Below are 22,363 nucleotides of genomic sequence, written 5' to 3'. Positions count from 1 at the left end.
TTACCCTCGATCCGGGTAGCCGGCCGGCGACCAGGACAGCGACAGGGCTGGCAGCCCCGCCTGTCCCGAGGTGGCATTCAATCCAGTTCCACCCACGTCGAGTCGGGCGGTTCTTCATTGTCGACCAGCCCATGCTTGAGCGCGTACATCAGCAAGTCGATGCGATTGATGAGATTGAGCTTCTGGTAGATGTTGCTCAGGTGGTTGTGCACGGTGTGCTCGCTGATGCCCAGGCGCTCGGCGATGCTCATGTATTTGGCGGACGGGTCGCCGACGATGGCGCGAATCAGCTCGCGCTCGCGCAGGGTCAGCCGCGCCTGTTTCGCCTGTTCCAGGTTGCACCTCAAGGGTATATGCCGGGTCGCGGCATAGCCCGAAAGCCCGCCGGACCAAGCCCGGTCCAGCCCGGCGTCGTGATGGTGGACCTTGATGATGGCGCTGATGATCGATTCCGTCGGGTCCTCCGCCAGCACGATGCCGCGCGCCCCCGCCTCTATCGCCTGGGCTACCGGCACCGCTTCGTACAAACCCTTGAGCACCAGCAGTTTCATCTCGCTGCTGTGGGTGAGCCCCGCGACCACTTCCAGCGGGTTCAGTGCATCTGGAAAGAAACTGAAAAAAATCACATTGGGACGCAGCCGATCGGCAAGGTCCAGCGCATTGGTGTAGGTGGTGGCCTGGCCACTCACCTCCATCCGGGGCCTCCTCGCATTGATCAAGTCCTGAAGCCCCATGAGCACCAGAGGACGGCAATCGATCAGCATCACGCGTATCGTTTTTTTATGGTCTGGCATGATCTTCCTGCCTCCCCTTTAAAACGAACCATGACCTTCATACGCGTTGGCCTTCCATGATCGACAACCCGCTCTTGAAGGACGGATGCGAGCGCCGAAAGGCCCTGACAACGCCTGCCCGGGTCAGCGACCCGGGCACAGGCGGATGTTGCGGAAGTTTCCCAATAAGCCGGCAAAGCGATCGAAGCAGGTAAATAAGAACAGGTATCAATAGCTTGCGTGCGCGCTGGGTATCCACGAGCCCTCAACTGAGTCTAGGCCAGGCCGGTGCGCTGCCTGCCTGTCCATCTGTCAGTCGTCGACTCGGGCCCACGCGCGCACCCCGCCGCGGCTCCCGACGAGGTGTTTTAGCTCAGGGAAATCAAGGTGTTAGACGTAAAACGAAGAATCGATATAGGCCGCTGGTCGCGAGCAAAATCGTCAATTAACAGACGAATGGCGGGCATCTTGAGGGGTGCGTTTTTAATACGTCAATTTATCGACGGCCTGTTTTACCAGGCCCAGGGCGAGGGTTTCGCAATGCCAACCGCTGTGTCGCGGGCCATGGCGGTGGCCTGGATCCCGCCCCCTCAATATTCGGATCCAACGTCCACGGCCTGGACGGCACTGCCGGGGCTCAACCAGCCATTCACGCTTTCGACGCTTTCGACCGGCGGTTTTCCCGCCCAGCGGTTAAGGGTGAAGACATTGGTGAGGAACTCGTATTGCGTCTTGAGCAGGTCGCGCCGAACGCGAAATTCATTGCGCACGCTGTTCAGCACATCGACGGCATTGACCATGCCATAGCTCAAAGCCTTTTCCGCCGCGACCCTGGACAGCTGCGCCGAGTCCAGGGCCAGGCGGCTGGCGTCGATTTTCTCGCCGTTCGAATTGGCGGTCAGGTAAGCGCTGGTGATCTCCTTGACCACCCGGCGACGGATCGCTTCCAGCTGCTGCTCGGCCACCAGTTGGTCCTGGTAGAGCCCGCGAACCCGCGCCGAAGTCGAGCCACCGCTGTACAGCGGCACCTGCACGCCAATGCCGGCGACGTAACTGTCGGTGCGCGGGGTCAGGGTGTTGTTGTAGCCCTCGTTGGTCTGTTGCGCGCTGAGGTTCAGGCTCACGGTCGGATAGTGCCCGCCCTTGCCGCCGCGCAACGCCGCTTCCGCCGCCTCGACCCCGCTTTCGCTTGCCTTGAGCGTCGGGTTCAGCGCCATACCCTCGCGCACCCAGCTCTCCAGGCTCAGCGCCGAGACCCGCAGCTGCGCGTCGTTGCGAATCCGGTTGAGCCGCTCCTTGACCGGCCGGCCGACGATCTCGGCCAGCGACTCGCGGCTGATACTGGCCTGGTTGCGGGCGTCCATCTCCTGCGCCGCGAGCAAGTCCACCCGGGCCTTGAGGTCGAGCTGGTCGGTAATCAAGGCCAACTGCTTTTCATACAGCGCATTGACCCGGTCCAGGCTCTTTTGCGTGGTGCGGCGCTCGGCCCGCACCAGCTCCAGTTCATCCTCGGCCGCCAACGCTGTGAAGTAGCGCCGCGCCAGCTCCACCGTGGCTTCGGCCTGGGCATCCAGCGCTTCCGATTCGGACTGCTTGGCCAGGCTCTTGAACTTCTGGTAGTTCTCCCACGCGGCCTTGTTGTAGAGGAACTGGCGCAACACCAGGCTGTAGCTTTCGCTGTCGTAGCTGCGTTCCTGGATCAGGTCGTTTTCCTGGTGGATGCGGTTCGTCCCGGCATTGAGCGACAGTTGCGGCAGCAACGATCCCAGGGCTTCGCGCTGATGCTCCTTGCCGGCCTGTGCTTGCGCATGGGACGCGAGGATCTGCGGATCCTCCAGGCGCGCCTCGCGATACAACTGCAACAGGTCCGTGGAAAAGGTCGAGGCACTGACCCCGCCCGTCGTGGTCGCTGGTGGGGTCTGCGCCAGGACGCCCCCCGCTGCCAGCATGAATGCCCCTCCCAGCACAACCGATGAGACGCCCATGGGTCATTCCTCGATCATTGATTGAGCCATGACATCGCGCGCCGGTTGCAGCAGGTACTGCAACAAGGTGCGTTGCCCGGTGATGATCAACACGTCTGCCGGCATCCCTGGCAACAATTTGCGATCGCCCAGGGTGCGTACGCCATCCTCGGTGACCCGGACCCGGGCCAGGTAATAACCCGCCCCGGTTTTTTCATTGGTCAGGCGGTCGGCAGAGACACTGCTGACCTCGCCTTCGATCGGTGGCGTGGTCGAACTGTTGAACGCGCCGAAACGGATATCGGCACGCTTGCCGATGGCGACCCGATCGATATCCACCGGTGCCACCTGGGCTTCTATGACCAGTTCGGAAACCGAGGGGACGATGTCCAGCAGCGGCGTCGCCGGACGCACCACGCCGCCAATGGTGTGCACGGTCATGCCGATCACCATGCCCGCCTCGGGGGCGCGGATGACGATGCGGCTGAGCCGGTCTTCCAGGGCCGAGGTGCGCTCTTGCAGGTCGTAGATCTTGGTCTGCACCTCGGCCAGTTGCTTGGCCACTTCGGCATCGAAATCCTTGTCGATCTGCAGGATCTGCAATTGCGTTTCGTTGATCTGCAAATGGGTCCTGCTGATGGTCGAGCGGTGATCGGCCACCTCCGACTTGAGCATCCCCAGCTTGCGCTCCTGCTCGAGCAGGCGCTGCTTGTCGACGAACCCCTGCTTGAGCAGGTCGCTCAGCTCACGGATTTCGCCGCTGTAGGAACCCTGCAGCTGGACCTTGGCCGCGGCCATCGACTCCAGCCCCTTGATCTGTTGATGCAACTGGCCGATGCGCTCGCGCAGCACGGCGATCTGGCCCAGCCGCGAGCCGCGCCGGGCATTGAACACCTGGGTCTCGCCCTGGCGCGCTTCATCGCCTCGCAGGCTGGCGGTACCGGCTATTTTCTCGAAATTGATGGCCGGCAACCCGTCACGCTCGGCGATCAGCCTGGCCTCCATGGCCCGGGCCGCGACCAGCTGGCCGCGGGTCATTTCGTATTCGAAACGCAACTGGGCATCGTCAAGAACGATCAGCGGATCGTCGCGCTTGACCATGTCGCCGTCGCGGGCCTGCACGGCCTTGACGATGCCCCCTTCAAGGTGCTGGACCGTCTTGCGGTAGGCCTGCACGGTGACCACCCCCGGCGCGTAAGCCGCGCCGTCGATGGGCGCGAGGGCCGCCCAGGTGCCGAACAGGCCGAATGTCAGAGCGATGATGATGATACCCAGGCGACGCGCCTTGTGGTCCGATACCGGCACGTCGATATAGCTTTCAATTTGCCGACTGGGCAGCATCACAGGGTTCATCGCCTTGGTCCTTACGGGTATCGACCGAAGCCACGCTGGCGCCCACGGGTGCCGGCACGGCGTGTTTTTGCGCCTGTTGCTGCGCGCTGAGTTCGGCCAGCACGTGTTCGCGTGGCCCATAGAGACTGATGCTGCCGGCGATCATCACCAGGAGCCGATCGAGCTGTGCGACGATGTTGGTGCGGTGGGTGATGACAAACAGGGTCGCGCCGGTCTGCTTGATCCTCTGGATCGCCGCCGCCAGGGCGCGATCGCCGACTTCGTCGAGGTTGGAATTGGGCTCGTCGAGAATGATCAGCCGCGGGTTGCCGTACAGCGCGCGGGCCAGCGCGATGCGCTGGCGCTGTCCGCCGGAGAGCATGACGCCCTCGCTGCCGATGATGGTGTCGTAGCCATCGGGCAACAGCAGGATCATTTCGTGGACGCCGGCGGTCTTGGCCGCCTGGATGACTTTCACCGGGTCGACCTCGGCGAAGCGCGCGATATTCTCGCCGACGCTGCCTTCGAACAGCTCGATGTCCTGCGGCAGGTAGCCGATATACGGGCCAAGCTCATGCTTGTCCCAGGTGCTGATGTCCGCGCCGTCGAGCCGGACCACCCCATGCTGCGGCGCCCATACGCCCATCAGCGCCCTGGCCAGGGTCGACTTGCCCGAGGCGCTGGGGCCGATGATGCCGACCACGCAACCGGCGGGCACGTTGAAGCTGATGTTCTTGATGATCGGGACGGGCGAACCGGGTGCGCTGACGACCAGGTTCTCGACCTGCACATGCCCCTCGGGCGGCGGCAGGGACAGGCGCTCGGGTTGCGCCTGTTGCTTGGCGAGAATGGCGTTCAGCCGGCCGTACTGCGAGCGCGCCGCGATAAAGCCCTTCCAGCTGCCAATCATCAGGTCGATAGGGGCCAGCGCGCGCCCCAGCAGCACGGCACCGGCAAACACCATGCCGGCCCCGACCTGGTTGTCGACCGCCAGGTACGCACCCAGGCCCAGCACCAGCGATTGCACGAGCAGGCGGAAGGTTCGCGAAAGGGTGCTGATAATGGCCGCGCGGTCGCTCGCCAGCGATTGCAGCTGCAGAATGCTGCCCTGCCGGCGTCCCCAGCGATCCATCAGGGTTTCGAGCATGCCCATGGATTCGATGACTTCGGCATTGCGCAGGTTCTTGGTGGTATGCAGCGTGGCGCCGATGTGCTCCTTGTTGGCCTGGGCCAGCACCGAACCCGTGAGCATCTCGTTGATCACCGCGAGCACCAGCAGCACCAGGGCGCTGCCCGTCGCCACCCAGCCAAACCAGGGATGAAAGAGGAACATCACGGCGATATAGATCGGCAGCCAGGGCGCGTCGAAAAAGGCGAACAGGCCGTTGCCGGACAGAAACTGCCGCAACCCGGTCAAGTCGTTGAGCGACTGGGCCGAAGCGTCCATGCCGCCGCTTTCCAGAGCGCGTTTGAAACTGGCCTTGTAGACCTGGCGGCTGAGCAACACATCCAGGCGGGTGCTGACCCGGACCATGATGCGCGAACGTACCCATTCCAATGAGCCCAGCGTGATCACCAGCCCGGTCATGATCAGCGTCAACATGGCCAGGGTCGTCAGGCTTCCGCTAGTCATGACTCGCCCGTACACCTGGAGCATGTAGAAGGTCGGGACGAGCATCAGTGCGTTGATGAAGAAGCTGAAAAAACCAACAGAAATGAAGCTGTCTCTACAGGCCTTCAACGCAACTTTCAGACTGTTTTCAGATGTGCTTTGCATTGAAACTCCTACGCGGAGAGCCAACCTTTGTGGAGCTTAGATCATGCCGGACAGCTGCGCGCAGCTATCGGCCGGTTCGCCTCGGACAATCGGCATGCCCCCAACGGCCCGGCGCGCAAGCATGCGCAAGAGCCCCGCGGGCTGGAGAGCGGATGGCTCTGGCACGGGCTTCTGGCGCCGTCTCGGGCGGATTGGAGGTGGCTGCTGCGGGGGCGCCGCGGGATGCCGGGACAGGCCTTGCAGGTGCGCGACAAGGTTCGCCGCACACCCGCTACGCCCTGGAAAATCCGATTGTCGGTAGCGACAGGTGCAGTGCACGCCGAGCCTGGGTATCCCGATGAGTCTAGCCGCTGGATTGGCCGGCCGGCCTTGCCAGGACCAGCGGTGCATTCGCGGCGGATATCAGGTAGGCGGGGCTGATGATCGGCACAGGATCCCGCCCCCCTTTTCTCGCATCAGGCTTTCGAGCAGGCCGGCGGTGCCCAGTCCCCCATGTCGGGGTTGCTGCACACGTCGTTGACCATGGTCTGGCCACGGGCAGCGATTTTCTGGCCTTCCTCACGCTTGGCCGTGGCTTGCTGCAAGGTGCGCTCGGTGGTGACGGCTTCCTTGGGCACATCCGTCTTCGTCGTTGTCTTGGTGCTGGCCTTCTTGCTGGCCGCCTTCTTATCGGTGGCGGCCGGAGGCTTCACGGCGGCCACCTGAGCAACGTCCTGGCGTTGCACACCGACCGTCTGCAGGTCTTTCTCATAGGCCTGGGTGTAGACATCGATACTCTCGCCGGCACGCCCATCCACGGCGGCCATCAGCTCGTTGGTTTCCTTCAGGCCGCTGACGATCTCGGCCAGACGCAGGCGCCCTTCGCTGTCGCTGATCTTCTTCGCCTTGCGCGCATTGAGCAGTGAGGTGAACTCACGCTGGTAGCAGTTCTGCGCGGTACGGGTGTAGCTGATGCTGCGGTCGATTTCGCCGGTACTCTGGCCGATGTCGCTGGCGTAGGAAGCAATGCGCGCACGGTCGTCGCTGATCTGCTTCTGGCGTTCGCTGTAGTAGCCGGTCGCGCCCCCGACCAGGGCCCCGGCGGCGGCGCCTATCAGGGCATTGCGGCCGGCATCGCCGCTATTGCCGACCAGGGCCCCGGTCAGGCCGCCGAGCAGGCCACCGGCAATGGCGCCGGTGGCCACCGACTTGGTCATCGACTTGTCGGAACTGCGCAGCTGGCTGACCGGCTCATAGCATTGCGGGTAGTACTCGACCTTGGTTTGGGCCGCGACCTTCGAGCTTGGCGCCCCGAAGCTCGCGCAACCGCTCAGCAGCACTGCGCAGCAGACCGCGGTAGGCAACGGCAGGGTACGAGCAAGGGTGCAAGCGCAGTTCTTGAGTGAAGTATCCATGGTGATGTCTCTCCTTTTTGTGCGTATCAATTGCGTTTCGGCTTACGCGCAGAGCGGGCTGCGTCCAGCGTGAGCCAAGCCTGCCGACGCTACATCCAGCCTAGCGGGTCTTCGCCGCCACCGACGGCAGTTCCGACACCCTGCTCAGGGTCCAAGAAGCTCCTTCAGGATCGTCTCCGGATCGGCTCGCTGCTGCTGGCGAAACTGCCCCACGTGCCTGACGAAAAGCGTGGCACGGGTGACCAGGCTTTTTCCCAGGACAGGTTTGTGATTGAGCTCTTCCCGGGTCCGCTGGAACTGCGTCTGGATCACCTCATCGGTGTAGCGCGTTCCGGTCGCCAGGTTGTCGATGTAGATCGCCAGGGCACCCTCGAGCGCACTGCGCCCATTGCCGATGGCCGTTTCATAGAGCTTGGCGGTGGCTTCGTCCTGGGCGGCCCGCGCCTGATCGCGATCCTTCTTCAGGTTGGTCAGGCGAATGTTGTAGTTGTTGACCGTCTCGGCCACCAGGGCCGCCGACTGGATCAGGTTGCCCGCGGCCTCCTCGCGCTGCCGGGCGATCAGCGACACATTGCGCTTGAGCTCTTCGTTCACCCGCGCCAGGCGGGCCTGCAGGTTCGGGTCGGTGCTGCTGGCGATGAGACTGTCCAGTAATTGGGTCGGGTCTTCGGCAGCCTCGATTTCATCGGTCAGGCCCGCCAGACGGCCCTCCTTCTGCCACTGCTCGAACAGCTCCTCATAGCGTGAGCGCGGTGCCGACAACGCGCCCAGGGCCACCCGGAAACCGGTTGTGGCGTTGCGCTGTTCGCTGCCGTCGGCGGCGAACAGCGGGTATTCGCGGCGCATGCCGGTGAACAGCGTCAGCTCGCCTTCCAGGTAGTTGCCGCCCTTGACCACAAAGCCGCCGTAACTGCCCTGGCGGCGACCGGCGTGGACCAGTTGGAAGGACTCCTGGACCATCTCCGCGGCATTGCCGATCACGTCGAACAGTCCCAACGGATTGGGCTTTTTCAGCCCGACCGGCAGCAGCCGCGCGCCCTGCCCCGTGCCCCCGGCGACCTGGCTGAACACCGCCCAGTCCCCTAGCGGGCCATCGCTGTCGCTGCCTTGCACCTTGCGCGGAAACAACCGCGCCTCCAGCGCCTGGCGGCTGACCGCATGGCCACCGCGGGCGGCGAATTCCCATTCCACTTCGGTCGGCAGGCGGACGAAGCCCATCCCGCCGTCCTCGGCCGCTTTGCCGCGACCGCTGACCGGCAACCGGTCGCGGTGGTACTTGAGCAACCAGGCGCTGTACACCGCGGCAAAGCGCTCGGCCTCGAGGCGCGACAGCTTGACCTTGGGCAAGCGCGCGGACATGTCGCTCATGGGGGCGCAGGCCGGTGCCTCGCCCTGCCCCGCCAAGGCCGCCTCCTGGGCCATGACCAGGGCGTATTGGCGCTCGGTGACCTCGTACTTGCCGACGAAATAGAACATCGGCTTGAGCAGGCTGTCGGCCCCGCTCTTGGGTAGGGCCGGGGCGATCCTGGCTTGCCAGTCGGCCGGCAGGTCGTCGAGGACGAACTGGCCGTTGATGTAGTCGCGCCGGTAACCGGAGATGAAGGATTGCCGGTAGCCCGGATCGTCATCGCTGAAGGGATAGCCGAGATTGACCTCACGGTCGTCCAGGGTGCCCTTGGCGAGGACATAGACGTAGCGGAGCACCAATTCGCCCTCGCAGGGCAGCGGCAGGCTGAGGTCATCGGGCAGCGGTTTCGGATTATCCGCCGGGGCGTCCTGCGCCTGCGCCGCGCCGGCCAGCGCCAGCATGACCAGAGCCCTCAGCCAGACCAGGCCCCTCAGCCAGACCAGGCCCTTCAGCCAGACCAGAACCCTCAGCCAGTTACACATCGCGCAGTCCTTCCGATGCTTCGACCCGCGCCGCGCGCCAGCCACCGGAGGCCGCCGCCAGCAGGCAGCAGAGCAGCGTCAGCAGCAGGGCCAGCAGGTAGTGGACCGGCAGCAGCCGGCAGGCGTACTCCCCCGCCGCCGGTGCGAACAGCCGGTTCAGCCCGGTTTCGGCCATGCCGTACAAGCCCCAGGCCAACAGCAGGCCGAACACCCCGGTGTACAGCGCCTGCAGGACGACGAAGGCGACCAGGGCGCCGGTCGAAAACCCCAGCAGGCGCAACACCGACAAGGCCCTGCGCTTGCGCTCGACGGTGGCCAGGGCGCTGGCGGTCATCGCCGCGAAGGCCCCGGCCAGGGCCAGGCTGGCGATGATCCAGAACACCAGGCTCAGGTTGTGGCTGAGGGAGCGCACCTGGGCGATGACGCCGGCCTGGGTCGCGACTTCCAGCTGGCGCTCGGCGAAATACCGGCGCAAGCGCTCCACGCCGTCCAGGTCCGCGGCGTAGAGACGGAACCCCGGATACACCCGCGCCGTGTTCACCTGTGGCTCATACCCAGGCCAGGCCTGGCCGTCGCGGTAGTCTTCGGCGGCTTCCAGCAGCGCCAGGGGCGCGAACAGCGCATCGCGCGGGAAGGCCGCGAGTGGCAAGACCCCCTGCACCCGCAGGCGGGTGCGCTGGTATTCCTGGCGCCCGCCGACCTGACGGCCGAACGCGGCGCTCAGCACGTCGCCGCCCCGGACCCCGAGTTTCTCCGCCGCCCGCTGGCTGAGCAGAACCTGGTCCGGCGCATCGGGCAGCAGCGCCGGCGCCACCAGCGGGTCGCCCGCGGCGGTGGGGATCATCTCCACCGTCAGCGCCTGGCCGGCCGCGTCCGGGTAGAGGTCGGCGGTCGCGGCGATCTGTCGGGTACGCGGCACGACGAAGGCGACCTCGGGACGCGCGGCCAGCTCGGCGATGGCCTGGGCGCTGAAGCGCCCGCCGCCCATGGGCACCACTTCGCGCACGGCGGGGTCGCGCTCCAGGCGTTCGGTCAGGGTAGTGACCAGGCCGAACTTGAGGCCAAACAGCACCAGCAAGGGCGCGAGCACGGCGACCAGGGCCAGGACCGCGCAAGCCGACAGGCGCACCTCGGCGCGGTAGTCGTGCCAGGCCAGCAGGGCCATCAGGGCAAGGCGCATCAGCCACCTCCCGCCAGGGTCGCGGTGACCCCGCCATCCGCGCCGCGCTGCACCTGCAAGGGATGCAGCTGCAGCCCGGCGCGCCGGGCCAGCGCCTCGTCATGGGTGGCGACCAGGATGCACACGCCACGCTCCTCGGCCTGGGCCACCAACAGTTGCATGACCCGTTCGGCGTTCAGCGGGTCCAGCGAGGCGGTGGGCTCGTCCGCCAGCACGATGCTCGGCCCATGGGCCAGGGCCCGGGCGATGCTGACCCGCTGGCGCTGGCCCACGGACAGTGCCGCCGGCAGCTTGTGCAACTGGTCGGCGATTTCCAGCTGCTCGGCCAGGCGCCTGACCGTGGCATCGGCCGGCAGGCCGAGCAGCGCCCGCGACAAGCCGATATTGCGCTGCACGTCGAGAAACCCCAGCAACCCGCCCGTCTGCAGCACATAGCCCATGACCCGGCTGCGCAGCCCGGCCAGCACATCCTGGCGGCCGCCGCGCCAGAGCCCGGCGACATCCAGCGTACGGTCGTCGGCGCGGCATTCGAAGACGCCGCCCGGGTCCGGCGACAGCACCAGGGCCAGCAGGTCCAGCAAGGTGCTCTTGCCGCTGCCGCTGGGGCCTACCAGGGCCAGGCGCTGGCCCGGTCGCAGGTCGAGCTGGGGCACCACCAGGCTGTAGCGCTGTGGTCCCTCGCCGCGGGTCTTGCGGATATCCCTGAGCTTGAGCATCAGGGCAGCGTCGCCAGGGGCACGCGGTACAGCGCATCGCCCGGCTGGGCCTCGCCGAAGCGGACCCAGTTGGCAATGTCGTTGTGGAAGGTCTCGTACAGGCGGATCTTCGATTCCAGTTCGTCGATGAAGTCCTGCTGCTCGGCCACGCTCAGGGACAACCAGAGATCCTGGGTCATGGTCAGCGATTTGCTGCGATACGGCAGGCCGTCCAGGTACTCGCCGAGAACGCCGCCTTCGACCAGGTTGCCGCCCTGCTTCAACCGCGTCGGGTCGCGGCTCATATGGGCGCTGGCGCTGGCGATTTCCTGGAAGAAATCCTTGGGCGAGGTCTGGGTGCGGCGGGCCGCGTCGACAATCAGTTTCAGCGACTGCTGCAGGTCGTTGAGCTGCAGCTTGGTCAGCAGCACGCAGACCTGGAACGCCGGCAGCGAGGGGTTGGTCAGGTCGTGGTCGGAGGTCCAGGCGGTGATCAACTGCGGTGCACGGACCGCTGACTGGCGGCCGAGGAAGTCCATTTGCATGGCGTAGCCGATGGCCGTGGCCTTGCTCGCGATGCTCGGTGTCCCTTGTAGCGGCGGCAGGCTCGGCAGCTGGTTATTGCGCGCCTGATGCACCTGTTCGGCGAATACCGAGCCGATCTCGGCGATCGTATCGCCGAAGCGCCCGACATCGCCGCCCGCCACCGGGATATACAGGTCGCCGATCTGCGGGTTGGCGTCGGCCGTCAGGCTGCGGTACTGCTGCTCGGCGAAGTCATGGTTTTTCCGGCCGGCCTCGGTGCGCAAGTGCAGCGCATAGATCTTGACCTGTTTGCTGAGGGCGGCTTCGCGCACCTCGGCTTCGTTCATCTGGGTGCGCCCCAGCGGATCGTTCTTGCGCAGGGCGCCAGCGTCGGTGACCAGCAGGATCAGCCGCCCGGCATAGGCACTCCAGTCCATGCCCTCGACCGCCGCCATCACACCGGCGAAGGCATCTTCATTGAAGGCGTGGCTGGACACCTGGGCGGCCTTGACCTGGCCAGCCAGCTCGAGGAAGCGCCGTGGATCGCGGCCCTCCTCCAGGCTCACCAGGGTTTGCGCCACATATTCCAGGCCCGGGGTCTTCTCGACGTTGCTGCGAAACCCCACCATGCCGAAGCTGACGCTGTCCAGGTCGCCACGGCTGGCGATCTGCTGGTGCAACGCCTGCACCACCTGGCGCACCCGGTCGATGTAGGGCTGCATCGACACCGAGGTGTCGACCACCAGCACGATCGCCGTGCGGAAGGCATCGCTGGCGGCCTTGGCCGCCCCCCCGGCCTTGCCCAGGGGCGTATTGCCGGGGTCGATGGAGGCCACGTTGAGCAGTTGCACCGGCAGACCGTTGGCATCGAAGCTCTCGCGGGCCTCGAAAATCGGCAGCAGGTAGAACTGGTCCTGGGGAATGGCGCTGGCCGCAGGCTCCAGCGCGACGATCTGCGGGTCCACGCCGCCTTCGTTCTGCGCCTTGAGCAGTGCACTACGGGCCTGGGCCGTGTCCGCCAGAAACCGTTCGAGGGTGCTTGCTTCACGCAGGAACATGACCGGCGAACGGCCGGAGCGCTCGGTGAACTTCAGCACCAGGCTCTGCTTCCAGTCGCTGACCTGCTCGGCCGGCAACCAGCCATCGCGCTGGCCATCGCTGGCGGCGCCGACCTCCAGCCAGGTGCCACCCGCCACCGCCTGGCGCTGATAGACATACAGCACCGAGAACGCCGGCAGCGCTGCGCCGCTGGGCGCCGCTCCGGGCTGCCCGGACAGCTGTGCGCCGGGCTTGCTCAGCACCCGTTGGAACAGGGTCTTCTTGCCCGGCATCAACAGCGGACGGTCGCCGCCGTCGGCGTTCGTCGCCAGCGGCGGTTGCGCTGCGCTGGCCGTCTTGGCGGGCGAGTCCTGCTCATCGCCAGCCGGCGTTTTTCTGGCCTCGACCTGGCCGTTTTGCAGTTCCACCGGCGGCGCCGAGCGCAGCCACCAGTAGCCCCCGCCAGCCAAGGCCAGTACCCCGGCCACGGCCACACCGAGCAGCGCCCACGACGGCCCGCGCGACCCGGTCGGCGGCTCCGCGCCGAGGCTTGCGGCCCCTGTGGATGTGGCCGTGGCGGCTGGCTGGGGTGCGTGCTCAGGTGCGGGCTCTGGCGCAGCGAGCGGCGGCATGTCGAGGGAAACCGGCGTCAGCCCGCCCAGGCCGGTCGTCGCGGATTGGCCGGCGGTCGCTGCGGGCGGCAACGGCAATGGGCGCAACTGCGTCGCCTCGGCATCGGCCGGCCCGGCGGGCGGCAGGTTGTCCAGCGCGGCGATCAGGGCATCGGCATCGGCAAAACGCTCGGCCGGGTCCTTGGCCAGCAGCTTGCGCAGAATCCCCTGGTAACGGCCGTGGGTCATGGGCAGTTCGGGCAGCGGCTCGGTCAAGTGGGCCAGGGCCGTGGACAGCGAGTCGCTGCCGGTATAGGGCAGCTTGCCGGTGAGTATCTCGTAGAGCACCACCCCCAGGGCGTAGAGGTCGGTGCGCCCGTCGATCTGCCGGCCGCGGGCCTGTTCGGGACTCATGTAGCTGGGTGTGCCCACGGCGAAACCGGCCTGGGTGAACTGGGTATGGTCCTCCAGGGACTTGGCGATGCCGAAGTCCGAGAGCACCGCCGAACCGTTGGCGCGGAACAGGATATTGGCCGGCTTGACGTCCCGGTGCACCAGGCCCTGGGCATGGGCATACCCCAGGGCCAGGGCGATCTGGCGCAGGTAGACCAGGCCCTGCTGCGGGCTGAGCCCCTCGGCGATCCGTTCCTTCAGCGTCCCGTTTGGCAGGTACTCCATGGCCATGTAATAGAAGTGGCCGACATTGCCGATGTCGTAAATGGTCACGGTGTGCGGGTGGGAGAGCCGCGCCAGGGTCTTGCCCTCGCGCAGGAAGCGCTCACAGAAGGTGCGGTCGGCGGCCAGCGCGGCGGCCATGACCTTGAGCGCCACCTTGCGCTCCAGCGAGCGCTGGGTCGCCAGGTAGACCGTGGCCATGGCGCCCTCGCCCAGCTCGCGCTCGATCGCATAGCCGGGAATGTCCATGTCCAGACTCGAGCGTTCTTCGGCTGATGCGTTTTCAGTGGGCATTGACGACTACCGCCGTGATGTTGTCGGGAGCGCCCCGGGTCAGCCCCAGGTGCACCAGGCTGCGGACCACCTCATAGGGGCTCGCGTTGCCCAGCACCTCGCGCAGTTCATGGTCTTCGACGGTCTTGGTCAGCCCGTCGCTGCACAGCAGGAAGCTGTCGCCGGGACGCACCTCCAGGTCCACGGCCGAGAGTTCCAGCTGGTCCTGGGTGCCCACGGCACGGGTGACGATGTTGGCCATGGGATGCTCCCGCGCCTCGGCCTCGTTGAGCAGCCTGTTGTCCAGCAACTCCTGGACATAACTGTGGTCGTGGCTGATGACCTCCAGCTGGCCCTCGCGCAGGCGATACAGGCGGCTGTCGCCGGCCCACAGGCAAGTGGCGTTGGCTCCTCGGGCGGCAAGCAGCACCAGGGTGCTGCCCATGATGCTGACACCACGCTGTGCGGTTTCCTGGCGAACCGCCGCGTTGGCCTGCTCCAGCGCCGCCACCAACGCCTGGACATAGGCCGGCAAGGAGGGCTCGGGCGGGATGGCGCGCAGCGTATCGACGATCAGGCTGCTGACGAAATCGCCCGCCGTATACCCGCCCATGCCGTCGGCCACCACCCAGAGGCCGGCTTGCACCGCATCCAGACAGGCATCCTCGTTGACCTGACGCACCATGCCGACATGGCTGTGGCTGGCGGATTCGTAACGCGTTACGGCTGATGACATGCCCTGGCTCCCAAAATCAGCTCCCGAAATCGAACTGCACGGTTTGCGCAAGCGACGCGCAGCCGCCCTCGCCCAGCAGAAAACCGCTGAAATCCTGCGCCGCCGGCAACCCCTGGCAGCGCAGCAGGCCGGCGGCGACCCGTCCGGAGCCCTTGCCCCACCAGAGGCTCGCGCCCTCGCAGGCGTGCTGCATCAGCACCGCCCCGCGCGCCGCCGCGGTCGTGGCGGCGAAGCGCATCTGCCCCGGCAGCGCCTGCATGCCCGGCACCTGCGCGCTACAGACCGGGCTACCGAGGGCCGGCACCGCGGCCTCGAAGGCCTCGACATCGGCCTCGGGCTCCAGGGTCGAGAGCAACAGGGCCTCGGCGGCCTCGAACCAGTCATCCGGGCCGGCCACCAGCGCTCCCAGATCGCTCTCGGGCTCCAGCGACAGCGCTATGGTCAGCGGAAAGTAGCGCCCGACCCGGTCGACGCTGGGCATCATCACCCCCACCACCGCCTCGCCGCCGAGCAGGCCCGCCGCCACGGCAAAGCGCCACAGCGGGCTGACCAGGTAGGCATCCAGCCAGGCCGTCCCCAGCGCCGCCTGGCTGGTGGCCATGCCGGCGGAGAGCCAGGCATCCCAGCGCTCGACAAAGGTCGGCGACAGGCCGCGATGGATGAAGTCCCCGCGGCCGGCCAGCTTGCCGTAGAAACCGGGGCTGCTCACAAGCGCTCCGGCAGGCTGAAGCCGGACAGCAGCCGGCCCTTGAACGGGTTGAACGCGCTGCTGGCGCGCAGCTCGCAGGAGATGCTGGAGCTGTCGACGCGCATGCGCAGGGTGAAGCGGTCCGGGGCGTTGCCCTGGGTCAGGTCGGACTGTTCCAGCAGGCGAAACCAGGCCCAGGGCCCCTCCAGGGTCAGTCCCGAACGACCGGCGCTGGTGGGCGGCGTGACAGACAGGCGCACCACCCCCAGGCTGTTGGGGCTCGGCCATTGCATCGCCATCGGCCGGCTGGGGCCATGGTCGTAGCTGAGCTGCTGGCCGTCCAGGTCGAGCAGGAACTGGCTGATGGAGGCGTCCATGGCCACGGGCTTGAGTTCGAAGCGAACCGTCGGCCGGGTGCCTCCGGCGCGGAAGTAGGCATCGCGAATGGCCGCGGCGCGCTGGAAGGTTTGCAGCACGCCCGGGCCTATGCCGAGCTTTTCCGCGGCGCCGGGCTGCCAGCGCCAGTTGCTGGTCGAGGTGTTGACGTAGGGTTGCAGGTACTTGCGAAAGTAGTTGTCCATCACCCCGCCCACGCCGAAGAAGTTGCCGAAGTCCTCCAGGGTCGCCTCCCGCGAACTGGAGCTGACCATGGGGTAACGGCCAGCCAGGGACTGGCGGTAGACATTCACCACCTCACTGACCCAGGCCGCGTTCAGCTGGGTGCGGATGCCGCCCATCATGCTGCTGGTGGTAGAGCTGACCACCGAGTTGACCAGCTTCTGCACCAGTGGCGGCTGACGTTCGGCGCCGAGCTTGACCCGCGATGCCGTGGCCACCGCCTGGTTCTTCGCCTCGCCGAGCAAGGCATCGCCGCTGGCGCCGCTCATGGCGCTGACCTGCACATAGAGTTCGTTGAGCTGGGCCAGCAGATCGTCGATCGGCGCGGGCCCCTCCCCGCTGGTGGCCAGCAGGCTATTGAGCTCGGCGAAGCGTGCGGTGATGGGATCGACCTGCGAGGCTGTCGGCGAATCTTCCTGGGTCGATTGGCCGACCAGCGAGCCGAGCTGCTGCTTGAGTTTGTCCACGGTGCCGTCGGCGGCCTTGAGCTTCTCGGCCAGCAGGCGATCCTCTTGTTGCAGGTTGGTTTCCCTGGCCACCGCGGCGAGCAGTTTCTTCAGTGGCGAGTTTGGCCCGGAGAGCACCCGCAGCACATCGGCGGCCTGGGCGATGCTGTTGATCGCGACGAAGTCGAGATCGCCGAGCAGCGTTTCCCATTGGTTGAGGAAATCCTGGAAGTACAGGGCACGCACCTCCAGGGCCAGGCTGGCGACATCCTGGTTGTCGTTCAGTGGCCGGCCGAGTACCCATTGTTCCTCGGCCAGGGCGCCGGACTGGCTGAGGCTGGCGACCATGAACGCCTGGCGGTAGCCGCGGTAGGTATAGAAACCGGATAACGGATCACTCAGCGGCTTGCCGCTCTTGCGCGTGAACACCAGGGCGGCGTCGCGCCCGGCCGCTTCGCTGAGGCGAAAATCCGCTACGCCCTCGGGCAGCTTCTGGCGTTTCACCCGGCTGTAGACCCGCTGCGCCACGGACATCTGTTGCAACTGTCGGCGCAGGTCGGCCAACAGCTCCTCGTCCAGCCTCGCCGGTGGTGGCTTGTGGGCGAACAGCGCATTGAGATGCTCGGCCAGGGCCAGCCGCTGTTCCGGGGCCAGGTCGCGTGGCAGGCTGCGGTCCCAGTCGAGGTTGATCCAGGTCTTGATGGCATCGGCGTCATAGTGCTCGGCGCTGGCCAGCATCAGGTAGACCTTGAGGCCTTCGTAGAGAAACTCGGTGTTGCCGCCGCTGCGCAACTGTTCCTCGATGCGCGTCAGCAGACGCGGCGCCAGCACCGCGATCAGCAGCTTGCGGTACACGCTGGCGGCTTCGGCGCCGAGCATGTCGCCCTGGAACAGGCCATAGCCTTCGGCCCAGGACAGCGAATTGTCGGCGACATGGCGAACGGCGTTGAGCAGCGGCAGCACGGCCAATACCTCGCGCTGCGCCGGGCTGAGGGATTCGACCTGCCCCTTGAGCGGCGCCAGGCGCGCGTCCACCTCGGCGATATAGGCCTGGTTGGCGCGGTAGCTGGCAACCCAGATGGCCGTCACCGTCAGCAACACCAAGGCACTGGCGGCGAGTACGCCACGGTTGATCCAGCGATGCCGACGCTCGACCTTGGGGTTGCTGCCGACCAGGCCGCGCTCGCCGAAGGCGACATCGCGGAACAAGCGGGTGATGAAGTAACTGCGACCTGTGCCGGTCTGGCGCGCCAGGTGCTGGCGATCCAGGTTCATGCTTTGCGCCATGCTGCCGATCAGACGGTCGATGGGGCTGCCTTCCTGGGTGCCGCTGGTGAAGTACAGCCCGCGCAACAGCGCACGCTCTTCATAGGGATTGGGCTTGAATACCCCTTCGAGGAAAGACGACAGGTTATGACGCAACGCCGCGAACTGCTGGATGAAGCCGTAGATCAGATCGCGTCGGTTGGGGTCGCGCTCCTGTTGCAGGCGCTCGACCAAGCGCTCGGTAAGACGCGCCTCGAGGGCGGTGAATTCCTCGTCGAAACGGGCCAGCGGGCCTTGGGCACTCTTGCCATCGTCCAGGGCAAAGGTGACGCCCCAGACCTGGGCGCGCTCTTCCTTGCTCAGCGCGTCGAAGAACTCCATGAACCCCGGCACCAGATCGAACTTGGTGAGCATCACGTAGATCGGGAAGCGCACACCGAGCTGGCTATACAACTCCTGCACCCGCGTGCGGATGGCCCGGGCATGGGCGCCGCGCTCGGCCTCGCTGCCCAATAGCAGGTCGGAGAGGCTGATGGCGACGAAGACGCCATCGATCGGCCGGCGCTTGCGCTGGTTCTTCAACAGGTCGAGAAAGCCCAGCCAGGCCGCCTTGTCCACCGCCGCATGGCTGTCCTGGGTGGTGTAGCGCCCGGCGGTGTCCAGCAGCACCGCTTCGTCGGTGAACCACCAGTCGCAGTTGCGCGTACCGCCGACTCCGCGGATCGCCCCGCTGCCCATCTGTTCGGCCAGCGGAAAGTGCATCCCGGAATTGACCAGCGCGGTGGTCTTGCCCGAGCCCGGTGGGCCGATGATCACGTACCAGGGCAGCTCGTAAAGGTTGCGCCGCTCGTTACCGCCGAGCTTGCTGCGCTTGAGCAATTGCAGCGCTTCGTCCATGCGTTGCTTGAGGGCCGCCAACTCTTCGGCGGTGGCGACGCTGGCCGCATCCGGCGCCACCGCCGCCAGGCCCTGCATGACCTTGGCGGCGTTGCGCCGGGCCTGGACGATGCGCAATACGCGCACACCGATCCAGGCCAGGAACAACAGGCCGATCAGTGCCCAGCGTACGGCCGCCGGGGCCAAGGGTTCATAGCCAGCGACGATGATCAGCGGGCCGAGGAACCAGACCACCAGGCTCAGGGCGAGCAGGCCGAGCAGCGGCACCACCCAGCGCACCAGGAAATTGATAAAGGCCTTCACTGGTTGCCCTCCGCTAGCACGGTGATCTCCACGCGCCTGTTCCTGGCGCGTCCGGCGGCGCTGTCATTGGACGCGACAGGTTCGGCGTCGCTGCGCCCTTCGGCGGTGAAGCGCTCGGGTTGCCCGCTGCGGGCGGCGAGGATCTCCATCACTTGCTGCGCGCGATCCTGCGACAGCTTCCAGTTCGAGGGGTAGCGCAAGGTGGCGATCGGTCGGTTATCGCTGTGCCCGGTGACCTGCACCGTGCCCTTGATCTGGCGCAGGGCATCGGCGACGCGCAGCAGCAATGGCTGCAACTGCTCGGAAATGCTCGCGCTGCCCGAGGCGAACAACTCGTCGCCACGGATGGTCACCACCGAGCGATCCAGCGCATCCTCCACGGCAACGCGCTGGGCCTTGATGTCCTCGGCGAGGAAGCGCGCCAGGCGCGGGCGTTCGATCAATTTAGGCTGCTGCGGTGGACGGTCGATGGTTTGCACCGGGATCTCGCCCAGGGCGTGGATATTGCGAAACACCGGCTCGGCGTCGGCCGCCAGCTTCAGGCGCAAGCCGAACAGCAGCAGCAACAGCACGGCCAGGCAAATGGCCACGCCAACCCAGGGCGGCAGGAACTGCGACAAGCGATCGCGCACCACGCTGAGCCCCCGCCAATGCGGCGACAGCTCGCGCTCGAATTCGCCGCGCACGCTGCGAATGGTCGCGCTGGTGCGTTCGCGCAAGGCCTCCAGCTGGCTGCGGCCGTCATTCATGACCCGGTAACGGCCCTCGAAGCCCAGGCAGATACAGAGGTACAGCAACTCGAGAATGTGCAGGCGCTGCTGCGGGTTCTGCAGACAGTGTTCGAGCAGCTGGAAGACTTTTTCACCGCCCCAGGCTTCGTTGTGCAGGGTGATCAGCAGGCTCTGTTTGCCCCAGTCGCTGGTACTGCCCCAGGGGGTGCTGAGGACCGCCTCGTCCAGCGCGGTACAGAGCACATAACGGCTGAGCATCACTTCATCCTGGGCCACGCCGGCGGCGCGCGCCTGCTCCTCGAACTGGCGCAGGTAGGCCAGCAACTGGGCGCGCAGGCTGGCCGGCTGCGGGTGAGCGAGGGTGCTGCGCAAGCGGGTCAGCAACGCCAGTATCGGGCCGGCCGCCCGCTCCAGCGGGTTGAGGCCCTGGGCCAGGCTGCTCGCCACCGGCGCGCCCGGCATCGCAATGTGCGGATCGGCGGCGCTGGCGCCATCCTTCCTTGGGCCAGAGGCATCGACGGAGCGCCCGCCGGGCCGCGGCATGATCAGGGTATGGTCGTTGCCGCCCGGCGAGGCGCCGCCTGAAGTGCCGCCTATGCCAGAGCTGCCGAAGGGATCATCGATCGGGTGCATGACGAACTATCCTCGGATGGCCCAAAAGGCCAGGTTCAGGCCCGGGAACTGGCCGGCAATGTGAAAGGCGAATCCCCCTGAGTGGGTCAACTGCTTCCAGTGTTCGCTGCCACGGTCCAGTTCGAAGTAGCTTGAACCTGCGTGATAGGGAATCTGCCGCGGCGCCACCGGCATGGACAGCAAGGCGATGCCGGGCAACTGCAGATTGACCAGGTCGCGGATGTGTTCCACCGAGCCGATCTTGGCCTGCTGGGGGAAATGCGTGCGCAGGGTTTCGGCCGGTACCTCGGCCCGCACCACCAGGATGAAGCTGGCCATTTCCAGCAAGCTCTTGTCGGCCAGCATCGCCACATGCACGCCGTAGGATTTCTCGACGATGGGAATCGGCGTGGCGCGGGTATCGATGACCATCGACAAGGCTTGCCGCAGGTCATGCATCACCGGGGCGAAGCTGCTCGCCAGGTCGTCGTGGGCATAGGCCGGGTAGTCGCTGGGGCGACGCCCGGCAGTGGAAAAGGTGGCGAACTCCCCCGCCAGGCAGACCGCCTCGCGGTAGAAGTCCTGCGGGTGCAAGGGACTCAACCGGGCCAGGTGGCTGAGCAAGGGCTCGGCGCGATTGACCAGTTGCAGCAGCAGAAAGTCGGCGATCTCCGAGGCGCCGCCGGCCCCCGAGGCCACCACCCGACCGGCCAGGGCCTCGCCGCGCTGGTGCAACAACCCTTGCAGCTCGCTACGAAAGGCCGCCAGCACGCTGGAGGCGGCCACATCGAGCAGCGGCGCAATATAGTCGTCGTCCAGTTGCACGGCATTGTCCGCGCGTTTTTCCAGGACCCGGAGCAAACCGAGGCAGGCATATTCGCCGAGGCCGTCGCGCTCGGTCAGCAGGCGCAGGGCTTTGCCGCCGATCGCCAGCGATGCCCGGCTCTCGAAGGCCGCGTTGTCATCGCGCACCTCACGCACCTGGCTGATATAGCGCGCACCGCCCGGAGCTTCGCCCTCCCCCACGGTGTCGCGGCTGCCGGCACGCTTGAGCGGCAAACCGAGGAAGACCTGCGCATCGCGCAGGTTGTCGTTGACGTTCAGTGGCGGCGGCGGCAGATCGTCGCCGGGAATGTCGAAAGGCGTGCCATCGGGTAGCACCCCGCGCGCGCTGACAATCGCCACCTTGCCCTGGCCGAGCAGGGACTCGTCGATGCGCAGCTCGGAGAACCCCCAGCCGCCGGCGCTCAACGGGCGGCAACGGCCATCGATCAGGGCTTCCATATAGCGATCATGCTGCTGGAGATGCTGCGGCCGCAGAAACATTCCTTCGGACCACACCACACGGTTATTCCAGGACATGGGCTGGCTTCCTCGACAGGACTAGTTCGCAGGTTTCGTGGCTGCCGCGCTGATCGCCCTGGCCTTCAGGGAAACCGTCAATGGCGTGGTTTCATTGCTCGGGATATTGACCATCTGGCGCCACACGGCGCTGTCCAGTTCACGGTAGGACACCACCAGGCCGAGCAAACGGCTCTGCTCGTCGAGCGTGCGCTCCAGGGTCAGCCGTTGACCCGGCTGGATGAGCAATTCGTCCTGCGCCACCAGGTCCGCGGACAAGGTCGCGCCGGTGGCATTCACCAGGGAGAAATAGTCGGCGCGGCTGAAAGCTCCACCGCTCTTCAACTCATACAAACGCACCCGCACCGGCGTCGCCTGGCCGCCCGCCGAAAGATTCAGATCGGCAGCGGCCTGGATATGCATGACCACGACAGTAGGAGTAGGCGGCGGCGGACTCGAAGCACAGGCAGTCAGCAGTAGTACTGTTGCGAACAACAAGAACTTTGGCATGTCGTCCTCCATGACGCTTATTATTCCAAATCGAAACTACCGATCGCCCAACAAGATCAACTCACTATTTAGTAGCCATTAGCCTTTA

At 66.2% G+C, this 22,363-nt stretch carries 15 protein-coding genes; all 15 read right to left on the bottom strand.

The annotated features are described in order from the left end of the window. Window positions 1-77 precede the first annotated feature (77 nt). The 15 genes from BLV20_RS00170 to tssJ all read right to left on the bottom strand — a co-directional run bounded on the left by BLV20_RS00170 (window position 78) and on the right by tssJ (window position 22,275). Window positions 78-794, bottom strand: a complete 717-nt coding sequence (locus BLV20_RS00170; protein ID WP_092295250.1) for a response regulator transcription factor — start codon at window positions 792-794, stop codon at window positions 78-80. A 569-nt stretch (window positions 795-1,363) separates the two neighbouring features. Beyond that, window positions 1,364-2,758: a TolC family outer membrane protein gene (locus tag BLV20_RS00165; RefSeq protein ID WP_092295246.1), complete on the bottom strand. Its 1,395-nt coding sequence runs from the start codon at window positions 2,756-2,758 to the stop codon at window positions 1,364-1,366. A 3-nt stretch (window positions 2,759-2,761) separates the two neighbouring features. Next, entirely contained in the window at window positions 2,762-4,090 is a 1,329-nt protein-coding gene (locus tag BLV20_RS00160; RefSeq protein WP_175540111.1) for an HlyD family type I secretion periplasmic adaptor subunit, read from the bottom strand. Beyond that, a complete protein-coding gene (locus BLV20_RS00155) occupies window positions 4,056-5,846 on the bottom strand; it encodes a type I secretion system permease/ATPase (protein ID WP_092295243.1) in 1,791 nt (596 codons plus the stop codon). Before BLV20_RS00155 ends, BLV20_RS00160 begins: the two co-directional genes overlap by 35 nt. Window positions 5,847-6,301: 455 nt before the next feature. Then, window positions 6,302-7,240: a type VI secretion system-associated lipoprotein TagQ gene (gene tagQ / locus BLV20_RS00150; protein WP_092295240.1), complete on the bottom strand. Its 939-nt coding sequence runs from the start codon at window positions 7,238-7,240 to the stop codon at window positions 6,302-6,304. Between the two features lie 144 nt (window positions 7,241-7,384). Beyond that, window positions 7,385-9,049, bottom strand: a complete 1,665-nt coding sequence (locus BLV20_RS00145; RefSeq protein ID WP_371914289.1) for a formylglycine-generating enzyme family protein — start codon at window positions 9,047-9,049, stop codon at window positions 7,385-7,387. Window positions 9,050-9,122: 73 nt separating this feature from the next. Further along, window positions 9,123-10,310: an ABC transporter permease gene (locus BLV20_RS00140; protein WP_092295234.1), complete on the bottom strand. Its 1,188-nt coding sequence runs from the start codon at window positions 10,308-10,310 to the stop codon at window positions 9,123-9,125. Further along, window positions 10,310-11,026: an ABC transporter ATP-binding protein gene (locus BLV20_RS00135; protein WP_092295232.1), complete on the bottom strand. Its 717-nt coding sequence runs from the start codon at window positions 11,024-11,026 to the stop codon at window positions 10,310-10,312. The genes BLV20_RS00140 and BLV20_RS00135 overlap by 1 nt, the downstream gene beginning before the upstream one ends. Further along, a complete protein-coding gene (locus BLV20_RS00130; protein WP_175540130.1) occupies window positions 11,026-14,103 on the bottom strand; it encodes a serine/threonine-protein kinase in 3,078 nt (1,025 codons plus the stop codon). The genes BLV20_RS00135 and BLV20_RS00130 overlap by 1 nt, the downstream gene beginning before the upstream one ends. Before the next feature lie 34 nt (window positions 14,104-14,137). Next, window positions 14,138-14,863 carry a PP2C family protein-serine/threonine phosphatase gene (locus BLV20_RS00125; RefSeq protein WP_092295229.1) on the bottom strand — a complete coding sequence of 242 codons (726 nt, stop codon included), beginning with the start codon at window positions 14,861-14,863 and terminating at the stop codon, window positions 14,138-14,140. Between the two features lie 16 nt (window positions 14,864-14,879). After that, window positions 14,880-15,572 carry a type VI secretion system-associated protein TagF gene (gene tagF, locus BLV20_RS00120; RefSeq protein ID WP_092295226.1) on the bottom strand — a complete coding sequence of 231 codons (693 nt, stop codon included), beginning with the start codon at window positions 15,570-15,572 and terminating at the stop codon, window positions 14,880-14,882. After that, on the bottom strand, window positions 15,569-19,081 hold the full coding sequence (tssM, locus tag BLV20_RS00115) for a type VI secretion system membrane subunit TssM (RefSeq protein ID WP_092295223.1): 3,513 nt from the start codon (window positions 19,079-19,081) through the stop codon (window positions 15,569-15,571). The genes tagF and tssM overlap by 4 nt, the downstream gene beginning before the upstream one ends. Then, window positions 19,078-20,445, bottom strand: coding sequence for a DotU family type VI secretion system protein (locus tag BLV20_RS00110; protein WP_092295220.1), 1,368 nt, complete (start codon window positions 20,443-20,445; stop codon window positions 19,078-19,080). Before BLV20_RS00110 ends, tssM begins: the two co-directional genes overlap by 4 nt. Before the next feature lie 6 nt (window positions 20,446-20,451). Next, window positions 20,452-21,786 (bottom strand): type VI secretion system baseplate subunit TssK, encoded by a 1,335-nt coding sequence (gene tssK, locus BLV20_RS00105; protein ID WP_092295217.1) that lies wholly within the window; start codon window positions 21,784-21,786, stop codon window positions 20,452-20,454. A gap of 21 nt (window positions 21,787-21,807) precedes the next feature. Continuing rightward, complete coding sequence (gene tssJ, locus BLV20_RS00100; protein WP_092295214.1) at window positions 21,808-22,275, bottom strand: type VI secretion system lipoprotein TssJ; 468 nt, start codon at window positions 22,273-22,275, stop codon at window positions 21,808-21,810. Window positions 22,276-22,363 lie beyond the last annotated feature (88 nt).

It is taken from the genome of Pseudomonas sp. NFIX28, assembly GCF_900107395.1.
Taxonomy (GTDB): Bacteria; Pseudomonadota; Gammaproteobacteria; order Pseudomonadales; family Pseudomonadaceae; genus Aquipseudomonas.
This window is presented reverse-complemented; position numbering and strand designations above follow the sequence as displayed.

Coding starts and splice junctions, on each gene's coding strand:
- BLV20_RS00170 (WP_092295250.1), bottom strand. CDS start 794: ATGCCAGACCATAAAAAAACGATACGCGTGATGCTGATCGATTGCCGT.
- BLV20_RS00165 (WP_092295246.1), bottom strand. CDS start 2,758: ATGGGCGTCTCATCGGTTGTGCTGGGAGGGGCATTCATGCTGGCAGCG.
- BLV20_RS00160 (WP_175540111.1), bottom strand. CDS start 4,090: ATGAACCCTGTGATGCTGCCCAGTCGGCAAATTGAAAGCTATATCGAC.
- BLV20_RS00155 (WP_092295243.1), bottom strand. CDS start 5,846: ATGCAAAGCACATCTGAAAACAGTCTGAAAGTTGCGTTGAAGGCCTGT.
- tagQ (WP_092295240.1), bottom strand. CDS start 7,240: ATGGATACTTCACTCAAGAACTGCGCTTGCACCCTTGCTCGTACCCTG.
- BLV20_RS00145 (WP_371914289.1), bottom strand. CDS start 9,049: ATGCTGGCGCTGGCCGGCGCGGCGCAGGCGCAGGACGCCCCGGCGGAT.
- BLV20_RS00140 (WP_092295234.1), bottom strand. CDS start 10,310: ATGCGCCTTGCCCTGATGGCCCTGCTGGCCTGGCACGACTACCGCGCC.
- BLV20_RS00135 (WP_092295232.1), bottom strand. CDS start 11,026: ATGCTCAAGCTCAGGGATATCCGCAAGACCCGCGGCGAGGGACCACAG.
- BLV20_RS00130 (WP_175540130.1), bottom strand. CDS start 14,103: ATGGACATTCCCGGCTATGCGATCGAGCGCGAGCTGGGCGAGGGCGCC.
- BLV20_RS00125 (WP_092295229.1), bottom strand. CDS start 14,863: ATGTCATCAGCCGTAACGCGTTACGAATCCGCCAGCCACAGCCATGTC.
- BLV20_RS00110 (WP_092295220.1), bottom strand. CDS start 20,445: ATGCACCCGATCGATGATCCCTTCGGCAGCTCTGGCATAGGCGGCACT.
- tssK (WP_092295217.1), bottom strand. CDS start 21,786: ATGTCCTGGAATAACCGTGTGGTGTGGTCCGAAGGAATGTTTCTGCGG.
- tssJ (WP_092295214.1), bottom strand. CDS start 22,275: ATGCCAAAGTTCTTGTTGTTCGCAACAGTACTACTGCTGACTGCCTGT.